Source organism: Clostridium sp. CM74B_53, assembly GCF_036318045.1.
In the GTDB taxonomy this organism is placed as follows: domain Bacteria; phylum Bacillota; class Clostridia; order Lachnospirales; family Lachnospiraceae; genus Pilosibacter.
Genome location: NZ_JAWQDE010000006.1, coordinates 1 through 14,055, shown reverse-complemented (window position 1 = coordinate 14,055; position 14,055 = coordinate 1). Strand labels below are relative to the sequence as shown.

Here is a 14,055-nt window from a genome sequence, read left to right as displayed (position 1 = left end):
AAAGGACGGGCAAGCGGTTTTGCCTGTCCGTCCTAAATGTTTTCCGATAAAATGGACGCTATTGATTCCTAATATTAAAACCAACTTGCTCTTTCGTCCCTAAATTCGGGCAGGTCACTATGCTCATAAGGATTATAATTATTCAAATTGCAGCCAAACTCTTTCAATGATTTTATTTTATTATCCTTTGTCCATTCAACCAGGGAAATTCCATCAAATTCCTCTATGCTCCCATTGTTCATTTCATTTTTGAAATACCACTCCACAATCGTCTGATTTCCTTTGTGGAAAAATTGTTTGATTTCCCAAGCAACGACTTTGCCACGAGTATTCCATTCCTGAAACCAGTGTTTTACGATTTGACGGTTATTATATTTTGGACCCCAACTTTCAGTATAAATTACATCTTCTGCAAAAATATTATCAATACCTAAATCCTGTTTTGTAAGCCACATTTCAAACCATAAGTGAATATTTTTTTCTCTTTCATTCACAATCCAGCACCTCACTAACTTCCGATTTTTCGGTTTCATTCTACATCAAAACTATGAACAATTCAACCACAGAAAGAGAGGTATCAGCCATGTATTACACCCAAGAACAGATAGGCCACGCCAACCAAGCCGACCTTGTTTCTTTCCTGCAATCACAGGGCGAGCAGCTTACCCGCGCCGGGAACGAGTACCGCTGGAAACGGCACGACAGCTTGACCGTCCGGGGAAACAAATGGTACAGGCACAGCCAGAGCAAGGGCGGCGGCCCCGTTGACTTCCTCATGGAGTTTTTCGGAAAGAGCTTTACCGAAGCCGTTGAACTTCTCACAGGAGAGAAAGGCGCAGCCCCACCGCCGGACAGCCCCGCGCCCCTCTCCGACTTCCGATTGCCGCCCCGCAGCCCCACCGCCGAACAAGTGAAAAGGTATCTTACCGAAGCCCGCCGCATTGATGAAGATGTGACGGGCTTTTTCATTTCCAGCGGCGATATTTACGAGGAAGCCGCCCATCACAACGCCGTATTCGTCGGCAGAGATGAAAGCGGCATACCGAGATACGCCCACCAGCGCGGCACAGCCGGGAGCTTCCGGCTTGATGTGAAAGGCAGCGACAAAGCCTTTAACTTCTGCTACCGGGGCGAGGGCGAAAGGCTGTTTGTCTTTGAAGCACCGATTGACCTTTTATCTTTCCTCTGCCTGTTCAAAAAGGAATGGCAGAAACAAAGCTACCTTGCACTGGGCGGCGTGGGAGAAAAAGCCCTGCTGCGTTTCCTCTCTGACCGTCCGAACATCAAGACCGTTTACCTCTGCCTTGACAGCGACCAAGCCGGAAACGACGCTTGCAGCCGCCTTGTGGAGCTTATGCCGGAGGGCTTGACCGTCCACCGTCTTATTCCCCTTTTCAAAGATTGGAACGAGGTGCAGACGCGCCGGGGAGAAATCGCGGACGGGAAGTATATCCGGGAAGCGATTTACGGCTTGAAAGAGCCGCCGCAGGAAGAAACCGTTGAGATTATCCGTATGAGCGAGGTGGACACACAGACCGTTGAATGGCTATGGGAGCCGTATATCCCCTTTGGGAAAGTAACCATTGTGCAAGGCAATCCCGGCGAGGGCAAGACCACCTTTGCCCTACGCCTTGCCGCCGCCTGCACCACAGGGGGAACGCTGCCGGGAATGAAGCCCTTGCCGCCATTCCAAGTGATTTACCAGACCGCCGAGGACGGGCTGGGCGATACCGTCAAGCCCCGCTTGATGGAAGCAGAAGCCGACCTTGACCGTGTACTTGTGATTGATGAAGCCAAGCGGGAGCTTACCCTGTCCGACGAGCGCATAGAGAAAGCAATCGTACAGAACGGGGCGCGTCTGATTATCCTTGACCCCATACAGGCGTATATGGGCGACAAAGCCGATATGAACAAGGCAAACGAGGTACGCCCCATTTTTCGCCGCCTTGCCGAAGTTGCGGAGCGTACCGGGTGCGCCGTTATCCTTATCGGACACCTGAACAAAGCCGCCGGAGGACAGAGCGCATACCGGGGTTTAGGTTCTATTGACTTCCGCGCAGCCGCCCGGAGCGTGCTTCTTATTGGGCGCGTAAAGCGTGAGCCGAATGTGCGCGTTATCATTCACGACAAATCTTCCCTTGCGCCGGAGGGAAAGCCCGTAGCCTTTTGCCTTGACCCGGAAACGGGCTTTTCGTGGATAGGCGAATACGACATCACCGCCGACGAACTGCTGTCCGGCGCGGGCGGCAACAACGCCACCAAAACCGAGCAAGCCGAAAGGCTGATACTTGACCTGCTTGCAGACGGGAAAGAGCTTGCCAGTGAGGAGATTGTAAAAGCCGCAGCCGAAGCCGGAATATCCGAGAGGACGGTACAGACCGCCAAGCGCAACATGGGCGGCATTTTAGGCGCAAGGCGTGTCGGCGGTCAATGGTACAACTTCATCAAGAAGAAGCAGCCACCCGAACCCGCAAGCTGAAAGTGCAAAACGCAGACCCTTTGCACTTTGCACTTTCGCACTTTCACGATAATTTGCGTCAATAACTCAAAAAAGCACTTGACAAAACGCTTCATGGGGAACCCATGAGGACATTACACCCTACATCGACCCGGTATTCCAGAACAATGTGATTCTGACGAAAACGGAGAGCCTGACAATGAACAGCCGCCCCAAGGACCCAAAGACCGCCAGAAACAAAAATGTGCTGGTGATTGGCGGCTCCGGTTCCGGTAAGACCCGCTTCTGGCTCAAACCGAATCTGATGCAGATGCACAGTTCCTATGTGGTCACAGACCCGAAGGGAACCATTTTGGTGGAGTGCGGAAAAATGCTCCAAAGGGGCGCACCCAAGCTGGGGAAAGACGGAAAGCCTATGAAGGATAAGCACGGCAAGGTCATTTATGAGCCGTACCGAATCAAGGTCCTAAATACCATTAACTTCAAGAAGTCCATGCACTATAACCCTTTCGCCTATATCCATAGCGAAAAGGACATCTTGAAGCTGGTAACAACGCTGATCGCCAATACCAAAGGCGAAGGCAAGGCCGGAGACGATTTCTGGGTAAAAGCAGAAACCTTGTTGTACTGCGCGCTTATTGGCTATATCCATTATGAGGCTCCGGTGGAGGAACAAAACTTCTCCACCCTCATTGAGTTCATCAACGCCATGGAAGTCCGTGAGGATGACGAGGAGTTCAAAAACCCCGTAGACCTGATGTTTGATGCACTGGAAGCCGAGAAGCCAAACCACTTTGCGGTGCGCCAGTATAAGAAATATAAGCTGGCCGCCGGTGTTGTATGCTCTAAAAGACTTCTTAATCAAGCGGTTGGGAAGTCTCTTAGAACACACAACCTAAAACCGAAGAAAGGAGCACAAGTTATGAGAAAAAACGAGAAAATCACAGCTCTGTACGAACGACTGAGCCGTGATGACTTCGGCAAAGATGATGACCAACAGCGTGAGAGCAATTCCATTTCCAATCAAAAAGCTATGTTGGAGGAGTTCGCCGCACGGCAGGGGTTTACGAACATTGTCCATTTCACGGACGATGGCATTAGTGGTACTTGCTTTGACCGTCCCGGATTTTTGGCAATGATGAAAGAAGTGGAAGCCGGGAATGTGGAGTACCTGTGTATCAAGGACATGAGCCGCATGGGTCGTGACTATCTGAAAGTCGGTCAGATTATGGAAATTCTGCGTCAGCGTGGCGTTCGCCTTATCGCCATCAATGACGGCGTGGACAGCGCCAGAGGTGACGATGATTTTACCCCTTTCCGCAACATTATGAACGAGTATTACGCCAGAGACACCAGCCGTAAAATCCGTTCCACTTTCCAGTCCAAAGGCAAGTCCGGCAAGCACCTCACAGGCACAGTCATTTACGGCTATCTCTGGAACGAAGCCAGAGACCAATGGTTGGTTGACCCCGAAGCCGCAGAGGTGGTCAAGCGTATCTTTGCCATGACGATTGAGGGCTACGGTCCGTATCAGATCGCCAGCAAGCTGAAAGAAGAAAAAATCCTCATTCCGTCCGCTTACCTTGCCCAGCACGGCGAGGGCGTGAACAAGAATAAGACTTTCAAAGATGTGTACGGCTGGGGTTCTTCCACCATCTGCAACCTTCTTGAAAAGCGTGAATATCTGGGACACACCATCAATTTCAAGACCCGAAAGCACTTCAAGGACAAGAAAAGCCATTATGTCCCGGAGGACGAATGGACGATTTTTGAGAATACGCACGAAGCCATTATTGACCAGCAGACCTTTGACCTTGTGCAGAAAATCCGTGGGAATGTCAGACGCTACCCGGACGGCTGGGGCGAAGCAGCTCCCCTCACGGGTTTGCTCTATTGCGCCGATTGCGGCGGCAAGATGTATGTCCACCGTACCAACAACGGCAAGCGTATTTCTCAATATACCTGTTCCCAATACAGCAAAGTCCCAGTTGGAAAGCTCTGCACGACACAGCACCGTATCAATGAAGATGTGGTACTGTCACTTGTTTCCGAAATGCTGAAAGCCATTGCAGAGTATGCCAAGCATGACAGAGCCGAGTTTGTCCGTGTGGTGCAGGAAGCGCAGTCCAGCCAGCAGACGGCAGAGGTCAGGAAACAGCGGACACGCCTTGCCACCGCAAAGCAGAGAGTTTCCGAGCTGGAAGTCCTGCTCTGTAAAATCTATGAGGACAACATTTTAGGCAAGCTGTCCGACAGCAGATACGCCACTCTGGACGCTCAATACGAAAAGGAACAGTCCGAGCTTACCGCTGAAATCTCTGTTCTGGAAAAGGCTGTCAAGAGCTATGAGAAGCACGAAAAGGACGCTGATCGTTTTATCGCTCTAATTGACAAGTATGAGAACTTCGACAAGCTGACCATTGCTATGCTCAACGAGTTTATCGAGAAAATCCTTGTGCATGAGCGTGACCGTAAAGGCAGTATACAGACCACACAGGAGGTCGAGATTTACTTCAATTTTGTTGGGCGATTCGTTCCCCCGGCGTTTGGAGAAGCGGAGCTTACCCCGGAGGAATTAGAGGAAATCCGCAAGCGTGAGGAACGCAAGGACAGGCTTCATCAGAACTACTTGAAGCGGAAAGCCAGCGGAGCGCAGAAGCGATACGAGGACAAAATCAAGAAGCGGAAAAAGGCAGAAATTGAAGCTAAGAAAGCCGCCATTCGTGCGGAGGACATTGCAAAGGGCGTGTTCGTCCCTGTCAGCAGTTTACCGCAGAGAGAGCCGATGAAAGGAGTACAAACAGCATGAATATCACTTACACACAGAACGGAGATTATCTTATCCCGAACATCGTTATCCGCAAGACCAAGCCCCTCGGACACTACGGCAGACTTCGCAAGGCGTATCTGAAAATGCACCGTCCGATACTGTTCAATGAACTGGTACTATCCGACAAGCTCTTTGAGCATTGCGCCGAGATTGACGAAGCGGCACGAAACCGCATAGAGCTGATCGTGCGGTCACTGGTAGAGCAAAACGGCGTGACCGAGCAACTGAAAGCCGAAAACCAAATGGAATGGGTGCGGCAGATGAACGCTTGCAAGGCACAGGCAGAGGAGATTGTGAAAGCGGAATTGATTTATGATTGAGCGAGAAAGTCCGGGCAGAAAACTGTTCGGACTTTTCTCATATATTCCAAAATGACGGTAGAATTGTTCACAAGTTTTATGGTATAATTTGAATACGAAATTGAGAAACAAATCGGAATTTGTAAAGGAGGATTTACAATGAAGAAAATTGGATTAGGTATTGCAATACTACTCTTTGCCATTATAATTTCTCTTTGCTCATCAGGAATGGGGCTGCTCGTTATCGGAATTGGGATTGTAGGATTGATTTTTTCAATCATAGGATTTATGGAACGCAAGTAAAATAACTTCAAGTTTGTCGAGAAGTTAAGCCGGAGCAAATCCCTTTAGGAACTAAAGGGCGCACTTCTATACTCTCCTATCGGGAGTATGTGCGTCCTGCGGAGCTTCATTCCCGGTCAGCAGAAGAAAACTGCACGACCGAGAATGTTTCGTCACTTCGTTCCGTCAAGGGAGCTACACTCCCTTGCGACGCTTGTGCGTCTATCCCTTGTGGACTTGCCGTCCGCAAACAGCATGAAATGCTGTTCGCCGCCAGCAAGTTTGAAAAAACTGAATACCGAAAAACTGACCGTTGACTGGTCGCAATGTGCGAAAAGTTGACGGTCTTTTTTTATCCCCAAAATCAAAAAAAGGAGGTCAATCACAATGACAAAACCGAAAACTCTTGAACAGCTCCGAACCGAAAAGGAACGAGCTGAGACGCAGCTTGCACAGGAGAAGCACAAGCTCAACCGTCTTGAGAACAGAAAGAAGTATCTGGAGAAAGGCGAACGCACCAAGCGCACCCACCGCCTTTGCAATCTGGGCGGCACGATTGAGAGCCTTGCCCCGGAGGTCAAAGATCTCACACGCACCGAAATGACAGAGCTGATGGAACACATCTTTTCCCTGTCCGAAGTCCAGCGAGCCGTCCGTCACATGGCGATTACCCATATCAGCCAAGCAAACAGAGAAAAGGAGTGGAAAGCCGATGGCACTATTTCATCTGAGCGTCACGCAGACTAAGCGAAGCGCAGGACAGTCCGCTATCGCTTCTGCCGCCTACCGAGCCGGGGAGCGATTGTATAGCGAGTATTACGGCGAGTACAGCGACTACACCAGAAAGGGCGGCGTGATCTGCTCCGACATTCTCCTGCCGTCCCATGCACCGCCCGAATACGCAGACCGCCAGACGCTATGGAACGCCGTGGAAAAAGCCGAGCGTGGAAAGAACGCCCAGCTTGCATACAGTTTTGACATTGCCTTGCAGAATGAATTTTCCCTTGAGGAAAACATCGCTCTTGCAAGGCAATTTTTGTTGGAGAACTTTGTGGGCCGTGGCATGGTGGTTGACTTCGCCGTACACCAGCCAGACCGGGAGGACGGCGGCATACCAAACCCGCATTTTCATGTGCTTTGCCCTATCCGCCCCATCGAGCAGAACGGCAAATGGGGACTAAAGCAACGCCGGGTGTATGAGCTGGACGAGGACGGCAACCGCATCCGAGACGCAGACGGAAAGTTTGTGTTCAACGCCGTTCCCACTACCGACTGGGGCAGTCCCGAAACGCTGGAACATTGGCGTGAAGCATGGGCGGAGCTATGCAATGCCAAGTTTGCGGAAAAAGGTATTGATGTTCGTATCGACCACCGAAGCTATGAGCGTCAGGGCGTGGAGCTTCTTCCCACCGTCCATGAGGGCGCAACCGTCCGGGCAATGGAGAAGAAGGGCATACGCACCGAAAAGGGCGAGTTCAACCGCTGGATCAAGGCAACCAATGCCGTTATCCGGGACATTAAGAAGAAAATCGCTCTCCTGTTTGATTGGATTGCCGAAGCAAAAGCGGAGATTGCCAAGCCGCAGGCACCCGACCTTGTTTCTCTGCTGAACGCCTATTACACCCAGCGCAGAGCCGGGGCGTATTCGCAGAAAGGCAAGGTCAGCAATCTAAAGGAGATGAACGAGACTTTCAATTATCTCCGGGCAAACGGCATTTACTCCCTTGAAGATTTGGAAAGCCGTGTCAGCGAACACAGTGCTGCCACAGAGAGCTTGAAGAAAACGCTGGACGAACAGACCGCCCGAATGAAAGCAATTAAGCAGCTCTATGACAGCTCTGATGCTTTCCAGAGCTTGAAGCCTGTCTATGACGGCTTGCAGAAAATCAAGTTTGAGAAGCCCAGAGCCAAGTACAAGGCAGAGCATGAAGCGGAACTGAAACAGTTCTACGCCGCCAGACGCAAGCTGACCGGGGAGTTCCCGGATGGCAAGGTGGATATGAAAAAGCTGACCGAAGAGTATGACGAGCTGGAACAGGCGCACAACACCACCTATGGCGAGTTTAAGACCGTCAGAGACGATTTACACCGTCTTTGGAAGGTCAAGTCATGTGTAGATACTGCCGCCCGATTTAACGAGCGTACAGAGGAACAAATGCACCAAAATCGACCCCAAACACGACAGAAAAAGGAGGAACTATCCCGATGAATTACACCCAAGCACAGATTGACCGGGCGAACGCCGTCAGTCTGGAAGATTTTCTCCGCACACAGGGAGAGACACTTATCAAAAGCGGACGGGAATACCGCTGGAAAGAACATGACAGCCTGACCGTCCGGGGAAACAAATGGTTTCGCCACAGCCAGAGCAAGGGCGGCTATCCCATTGATTTTGTCATGGAGTTTTACGGAAAATCCTTTCCCGAAGCTGTCCAGCTCTTAACCGGCGAAAGCGGCGAGGGGCAGAGCGAAGCCAGCACAGCACCGCCCACAGCGTTTCACTTGCCCTTGCACAACAGAACAGCAGACAGAGCAATTCAATATCTTTGCGAAAGCCGAGGTCTCAACAAAACGCTTGTTGAGGATTTTCTTCTTTCCGGGGATATTTACGAGGACGCAAAGCGGCACAATGTTGTGTTTGTCGGCAGAGACCGAAGCGGTACGCCGAGATACGCCCATGTGCGAGGAACGGCAGACCCATTCAGACAGGACATTGCCGGGTCTGACAAGTCCTATCCGTTCCGCTATGAGGGAAACGGCAACCAGCTCTTTGTCTTTGAAGCACCGATAGACCTGTTATCGTTCATCTGCCTTTATCCGCAGGACTGGCAAAGCCGAAGCTATCTTGCGCTGGGCGGTGTTTCGGGCAAAGCCCTTGACCGTTTCCTTTCTGAACGCAAGGACACCCGAAAAGTGTTCCTCTGCCTTGACAGCGACACCGCAGGAAGCGAAGCCTGTACCCGACTGGCACAGTCCATTCCCGGCGAGATCGCCGTCATTCGCCTTGTCCCGGCAAGGAAAGACTGGAACGATGTTCTCCGTCAGCAAGGGGACATTCCCAGCCGCAAATTCATAGCCGAGACAATCACGCTGCGAGAGCTGCCCACCGCCCAGCCTGTCCCCATGCTCCGTATGGCAGATGTGGAGCTGACGAGCGTGGATTGGCTATGGTTTCCGTATATCCCCTTTGGAAAGCTGACGATCATACAGGGCAACCCAGGCGAGGGCAAGACCTACTTTGCCATGCGTCTTGCGGCGGCTTGCACCAACCGAAAGCCCTTGCCCGGTATGGAAACCCTTGAACCGTTCAATATCATTTACCAGACTGCCGAGGACGGTCTGGGTGATACGGTCAAGCCCCGACTGATGGAAGCAGACGCAGACCTTGAAAAAGTGCTTGTCATTGACGATAGAGACACACCACTGACCCTTGCCGATGAACGCATCGCAAGGGCAATCCGGGAAAACAACGCAAGGCTGGTTATCATTGACCCGGTACAGGCGTTTCTGGGCGCAGATGTGGACATGAACCGGGCAAACGAGGTGCGCCCGATATTCCGCAGTCTGGGAGACATTGCACAGGCTACCGGGTGCGCTATCGTGCTGATCGGACACCTCAACAAAGCCGCAGGAACGCAAAGCACCTACCGGGGATTGGGGTCTATCGACATTACGGCGGCAGTCCGCAGTCTGCTGTTTATTGGCAAGCTGAAGGACAGTCCGACAACGAGGGTGCTTATCCATGAGAAAAGCTCCCTTGCGCCGCCCGGACAGTCCCTTGCCTTTTCTCTGGGAGACGAGAAAGGCTTTGAATGGATAGGAGCTTATGACATTACCGCTGACGAGCTTCTTGCCGGGGCAGACAACACCAAGACCGAGAGCAAGACCGCACAAGCGCAAATGCTCATTCTGGAACTGCTTGCGGACGGAAAGCGTATGCCGAGCGCAGAGCTGGAAAAGGCAGTCAATGAGCGTGGGATTTCCTCACGCACCATGAGAACGGCAAAGAGCCGTATCGGGGACAGACTTGTGACCGAGAAAGACGGCACAGCATGGGTCTGCTATCTCCGAGACTGACAACAGGAACACGGCAAGCGTGGCAAAGACGGCAAGGTTTTTATAGATACCTTAATGTTGCCGCCTTGCCTTGTTCCCTCATACCGACACCGCCCGATGATGAACAGTCACCGGGCATTTTTCATTTACAGGAGGATTTTGAATGAACAATACCGCAACCAACACCGCCACTTGCCCTACTGTCAGAAAGCAGATTGGCAAGACAACCTATATCGTCCGTGTCCATTTCAGCGAGACCGCCAAGGAGACGATGGAGGACAAAATCAAGCGTATGCTCCGTGAGGAAGTCCGCAAAATGTGACTTCTTTGTGAATTTGATGAAAAAGTCCTTGACTTTTCGTCTCTGGAAAAACAGCCAAGTCGATTTTGATTTCCTGCGGCGCTCGCCTTGCCGTGTTCGACATTGCAGAGTTGCGTGAGGTCACGGCTTATGATGAGCTGGAGCTGGATACTCTGGGAGACAGGAAAACTGCCCTGTTCCTCATCATGAGTGACACTGATGACAGCTTTAATTTCCTTATATCCATGTGTTATACCCAGCTGTTTAACCTGCTCTGCGAAAAGGCCGACGATGTGTACGACGGCAGACTGCCGGTTCATGTGCGCTGTCTGATCGACGAGTGCGCCAACATTGGCCAGATACCCAAGTTGGAAAAGCTGGTGGCCACCATCCGAAGCCGTGAGATCTCCGCCTGTCTGGTGTTGCAGGCGCAGAGTCAGCTCAAGGCGATTTATAAGGATAACGCAGATACCATTATCGGAAACATGGATACTTCCATCTTTCTGGGCGGTAAGGAGCCGACCACTCTCAAGGAGCTGGCCGCCGTGCTGGGTAAGGAAACCATCGACACCTACAACACCGGAGAGAGCCGTGGGAGGGAAACATCCCATTCACTCAACTATCAAAAATTGGGGAAAGAGCTGATGAGCCAGGATGAGCTTGCTGTTATGGATGGCGGCAAGTGTATCCTCCAGCTGCGCGGTGTGCGTCCTTTCCTTTCGGATAAGTACGACATCACCAAGCACCCCAATTTCAAGTACACTGCCGACGCGGATGACAAGAACGCTTTTGACATTGAAGCATTCTTGTCTGCAAGGCTGAAACTCAAGCCCAATGAGGTCTGCGATGTATATGAAGTAGACACAAAGGGCGCTTAATTTCGTTCCGCTTTAGAAGGGAGTGATCTTATCTATTCGCCGCACCTGCCCTCTATGGGCCATTGGCGTACAAAGCGGACAATCGCGAGAAAAAATAATGAAAAAGGAGGACAGCCGGAATCATGCCCCCGGAAACCGGGCGGCAGATTGTTCCGGCTTTTGTATGCCTATGAAACATGACAAACCTATTTTTTAATCAGATTCCGGCTAACAAACTATATGGCATTTTTTGAACAGGCAATCACCGTTCTTCAGACCCTCGTTATCGCGCTCGGTGCCGGTCTCGGTATCTGGGGCGTTATCAACCTGCTGGAAGGTTACGGCAACGACAACCCCGGCGCCAAGAGCCAGGGCATGAAGCAGTTCATGGCTAATTAAAGGGAACAAAAAGAAAGGAAAAGCCAATCCAGACGGTATCAGCGGCAGGCTACAAGAATAAATTGTGATTACACAAGATTGGTGTTATAATAAGAGAAAAGTTCCTGCCGGGGCAGACGCCCCGGTGGTATGGATAGAAAGGCAGGAAAACAATATGCACATCAGCTATAAACCACTCTGGCACACATTGTTAGAGCGTGATATGAGAAAAGAAGATTTAAGGCTTGCCGCCGGTATGACAACGAATATGATTGCCAACATGAGCAAAGAGGGAAAGCACATCAGTATGGATACATTAGCCCGTATCTGCGAAACGCTGAATTGTGAGATTACCGATGTGATTGAGTTAGTACCAGACGAGCCTGCTTCCACAGGAGGTAAGGAACATGAGCGAATTGAAACCAAGAATAACAGAAAACGGAATTGATTATATCCTTGTCGGAGATTACTACATCCCGGATTTGAAACTGCCGGAGGAACACCGCCCCATTGGAAAGTATGGACGGCTACACCGGGAATATTTAAGAGAAGCCCACCCAGCCAGATTGAACACATTGACACTGACCGGGGAGTTATGGACATACCTTGCAGACCTGAACGAACAAGCACAGGAACGGTTAGCCACCATCATGGAGCAGATGAAAGCTGTCGAGGGCGTGACAGAGGAATTAAAGCGCACTTCTCAAATGGAATGGGTGCAGCGTTGCAATAACATTCACAACCGGGCAGAAGAAATTGTTTTGCATGAGATGATTTATTCATAACGGTATGATAGAATGATTACTGTTAAATTAGAATTGGGAGATGCCTATGAACAAGTTTTTGAATGATATAAGGAGTGCGGAAAATCCTATATCTGGTAATAGAAAAATTATAAATACCATAGCTGTATTGTTCCTTGGAATAGCTTTGGGGACTTTTTCAAAATTTTTGGATTTTCGTCAAGCTGAACTGCCAAGTGTGCTTATGGCAATAGATGGGGCATTAGATGTTCATAATTTCCTTGGGCGTTTTGCAATTTGGGTATTGATTGCACTGTGTATTTCTATTTATAGTAATTCTGCAACAAGAGCAAGTGTTAATGTTTTTGCGTTTTTTGCTGGCATGGTTGCAAGTTACTATTTGTATTCAAACTATGTCGCAGGATTTTTTCCAAGAAGCTACGCTATGATTTGGTTTGGCTTTACCATGATTTCTCCGTTCTTGGCATTTGTCTGTTGGTATGCGAAAGGAAAAAGCAGACCTGCATTTATGCTATCAGTATTGATTTTAGCAGTATTGTTTAACATGACTTTCGTATATGGATGGGGATATTTCGAGGCACGCTCTGTTTTAGAATTGATAGTCTTTATCATCGGACTTACTGTTTTGAGGAGGGACACATTGAAAAGTTCTGTGCTAATGGGAACAATTGGTATAGTTCTTGCAGTTTTACTTGATATGGTTATTCCATTTCATTTTGGATAAACAACTTCCAGTGTCGTTCTGAAAATTCAACTGAATAGCCACAACATAAACCGCTGCTACATGGAAGCCAACACAACCATGCAACAGCGGTTTTTTGTTACCGTTTTTTCCTCTGGCTGATAGGTGTTCCCATTTTCTTTGATTTTTTGAGAATCCGAATCAGCCAGCGAAATTCTTCGTCTGACAGATTTTTATAGTTGATACCGAGCTGCTTGCAGTAAAGAACAACCAGCTTTTCATCCCGGCTGCCCTTGAAATTTTCGACCGCTTCCAGATTTTCTTTCAGTTCATCGGCAACGGTGGTCTGGGGCGCACTCTCACTGTCTTTTTTGTGGGCTTCCCGAATATCCCGGATAATCAGGTTGAGGTCATCCAGAACCATGTGACTGAAATACTCATCATCGCTGATATGGGCGGCTTGCAGCACTTTCAAATGGGGGTCATCTTCACCGGGGCGATACCGTTCAATGATTTCATGCTGGACAGTATCGACAAGGGCGTTGAGGTTTTGAATCTGCATGGTGGCAATCCCATCCACATAAATCTCAATATCTGCAAGAAACTTGATAAAATCTTTATGTGTGGCAAGCTCACAGAGCAGACGGTTGTTAATCCGACCGCTTTTCAGAAGTGCGACCATCTCATCATTCAAATGCAGCTCTGTTAGTGGCGTGTTAATCTGCTCCCTGTTCTCTGTCCGGCACAGCAGATAATCAACGGAAACTCTATAGAAGTCTGCCAGCGTGATAAGGATTGATTTCCTTATAATCCTCTTTCTCATAACTTCCAAGAGCTGATTTGGAAATACCCGTCAACTCTGATAATTCTTCCAGATTTAAGCCTTTGTCCTTGCGGAGTTCCCAAAGGCGTTCCTGTATGCTTGTTGCTCCTTTCATGGGCGCACGCTCCTTTCCGGCGGTTGCATTGCTGCCGCTTATCTGGATTATAGCACACTTTCCGCAATCGTGGAAATTTCCGCTTTTTACCCCTAATTCCTACTTTGTGGACATACGGCACAGGGCACAAAAATGTTCTATGATACAGGTAGTTCATCGATGGATTATTCCAATCGAATGACCAGCCTGTGTGGGATATGCTTCCCCGGC

Annotated in this window: 12 protein-coding genes and 4 pseudogenes; 14 read left to right on the top strand and 2 right to left on the bottom strand. The window is 49.8% G+C overall.

Features of this window, described 5'->3' with window-relative positions; all coding sequences use genetic code 11:
• Positions 1-74: 74 nt before the first annotated feature.
• Positions 75-494, bottom strand: a complete 420-nt coding sequence (locus V2546_RS06580) for a nuclear transport factor 2 family protein (protein ID WP_055059684.1) — start codon at positions 492-494, stop codon at positions 75-77.
• 89 nt (positions 495-583) lie between these two features.
• On the opposite strand from V2546_RS06580, the gene V2546_RS06575 reads away from it, so the two are divergent.
• From V2546_RS06575 to V2546_RS06515, 14 genes and pseudogenes are all read left to right on the top strand, one after another.
• Positions 584-2,479 (top strand): AAA family ATPase, encoded by a 1,896-nt coding sequence (locus V2546_RS06575; RefSeq protein WP_329751886.1) that lies wholly within the window; start codon positions 584-586, stop codon positions 2,477-2,479.
• An 85-nt stretch (positions 2,480-2,564) separates the two neighbouring features.
• Positions 2,565-3,320: pseudogene (locus V2546_RS15690) on the top strand (type IV secretory system conjugative DNA transfer family protein); the annotation flags it as partial.
• Between the two features lie 60 nt (positions 3,321-3,380).
• Entirely contained in the window at positions 3,381-5,267 is a 1,887-nt protein-coding gene (locus tag V2546_RS06570; protein ID WP_486463574.1) for a DUF4368 domain-containing protein, read from the top strand.
• Positions 5,264-5,608 (top strand): TnpV protein, encoded by a 345-nt coding sequence (locus V2546_RS06565; protein WP_257383734.1) that lies wholly within the window; start codon positions 5,264-5,266, stop codon positions 5,606-5,608. Before V2546_RS06570 ends, V2546_RS06565 begins: the two co-directional genes overlap by 4 nt.
• A gap of 138 nt (positions 5,609-5,746) precedes the next feature.
• Positions 5,747-5,890 (top strand): hypothetical protein, encoded by a 144-nt coding sequence (locus V2546_RS06560; RefSeq protein WP_164979630.1) that lies wholly within the window; start codon positions 5,747-5,749, stop codon positions 5,888-5,890.
• Between the two features lie 366 nt (positions 5,891-6,256).
• Entirely contained in the window at positions 6,257-6,616 is a 360-nt protein-coding gene (locus V2546_RS06555) for a DUF3847 domain-containing protein (RefSeq protein ID WP_015553292.1), read from the top strand.
• Complete coding sequence (gene mobQ, locus V2546_RS06550; RefSeq protein ID WP_329751885.1) at positions 6,582-8,078, top strand: MobQ family relaxase; 1,497 nt, start codon at positions 6,582-6,584, stop codon at positions 8,076-8,078. The genes V2546_RS06555 and mobQ overlap by 35 nt, the downstream gene beginning before the upstream one ends.
• Complete coding sequence (locus V2546_RS06545; RefSeq protein WP_329751884.1) at positions 8,075-9,946, top strand: AAA family ATPase; 1,872 nt, start codon at positions 8,075-8,077, stop codon at positions 9,944-9,946. Before mobQ ends, V2546_RS06545 begins: the two co-directional genes overlap by 4 nt.
• Before the next feature lie 142 nt (positions 9,947-10,088).
• On the top strand, positions 10,089-10,247 hold the full coding sequence (locus tag V2546_RS06540; protein ID WP_002596227.1) for a transposon-encoded TnpW family protein: 159 nt from the start codon (positions 10,089-10,091) through the stop codon (positions 10,245-10,247).
• Between the two features lie 41 nt (positions 10,248-10,288).
• Positions 10,289-11,104: pseudogene (locus V2546_RS06535) on the top strand (VirD4-like conjugal transfer protein, CD1115 family); the annotation flags it as partial.
• Positions 11,105-11,323: 219 nt separating this feature from the next.
• Positions 11,324-11,476 (top strand): annotated as a pseudogene (locus V2546_RS06530) (Maff2 family mobile element protein); the annotation flags it as partial.
• Positions 11,477-11,546: 70 nt separating this feature from the next.
• Positions 11,547-11,909 carry a helix-turn-helix domain-containing protein gene (locus V2546_RS06525; protein ID WP_486463570.1) on the top strand — a complete coding sequence of 121 codons (363 nt, stop codon included), beginning with the start codon at positions 11,547-11,549 and terminating at the stop codon, positions 11,907-11,909.
• Positions 11,869-12,246: a TnpV protein gene (locus V2546_RS06520; protein WP_329751882.1), complete on the top strand. Its 378-nt coding sequence runs from the start codon at positions 11,869-11,871 to the stop codon at positions 12,244-12,246. Before V2546_RS06525 ends, V2546_RS06520 begins: the two co-directional genes overlap by 41 nt.
• A 46-nt stretch (positions 12,247-12,292) precedes the next feature.
• The gene (locus tag V2546_RS06515) at positions 12,293-12,949 is read left to right on the top strand and encodes a hypothetical protein (RefSeq protein WP_329751881.1); all 657 of its coding nucleotides are present in this window, start codon (positions 12,293-12,295) and stop codon (positions 12,947-12,949) included.
• 97 nt (positions 12,950-13,046) lie between these two features.
• Here V2546_RS06515 and V2546_RS06510 read toward each other — a convergent pair.
• Positions 13,047-13,845, bottom strand: a pseudogene (locus V2546_RS06510) (helix-turn-helix domain-containing protein).
• Positions 13,846-14,055 lie beyond the last annotated feature (210 nt).

Excerpts from the sequence above, each read along its gene's own strand:
- V2546_RS06515 (WP_329751881.1), top strand. The coding sequence starts at position 12,293 with ATGAACAAGTTTTTGAATGATATAAGGAGTGCGGAAAATCCTATATCT.
- V2546_RS06565 (WP_257383734.1), top strand. The coding sequence starts at position 5,264 with ATGAATATCACTTACACACAGAACGGAGATTATCTTATCCCGAACATC.
- V2546_RS06520 (WP_329751882.1), top strand. The coding sequence starts at position 11,869 with ATGAGCGAATTGAAACCAAGAATAACAGAAAACGGAATTGATTATATC.
- V2546_RS06545 (WP_329751884.1), top strand. The coding sequence starts at position 8,075 with ATGAATTACACCCAAGCACAGATTGACCGGGCGAACGCCGTCAGTCTG.
- V2546_RS06575 (WP_329751886.1), top strand. The coding sequence starts at position 584 with ATGTATTACACCCAAGAACAGATAGGCCACGCCAACCAAGCCGACCTT.
- V2546_RS06560 (WP_164979630.1), top strand. The coding sequence starts at position 5,747 with ATGAAGAAAATTGGATTAGGTATTGCAATACTACTCTTTGCCATTATA.
- V2546_RS06555 (WP_015553292.1), top strand. The coding sequence starts at position 6,257 with ATGACAAAACCGAAAACTCTTGAACAGCTCCGAACCGAAAAGGAACGA.
- V2546_RS06540 (WP_002596227.1), top strand. The coding sequence starts at position 10,089 with ATGAACAATACCGCAACCAACACCGCCACTTGCCCTACTGTCAGAAAG.
- mobQ (WP_329751885.1), top strand. The coding sequence starts at position 6,582 with ATGGCACTATTTCATCTGAGCGTCACGCAGACTAAGCGAAGCGCAGGA.
- V2546_RS06570 (WP_486463574.1), top strand. The coding sequence starts at position 3,381 with ATGAGAAAAAACGAGAAAATCACAGCTCTGTACGAACGACTGAGCCGT.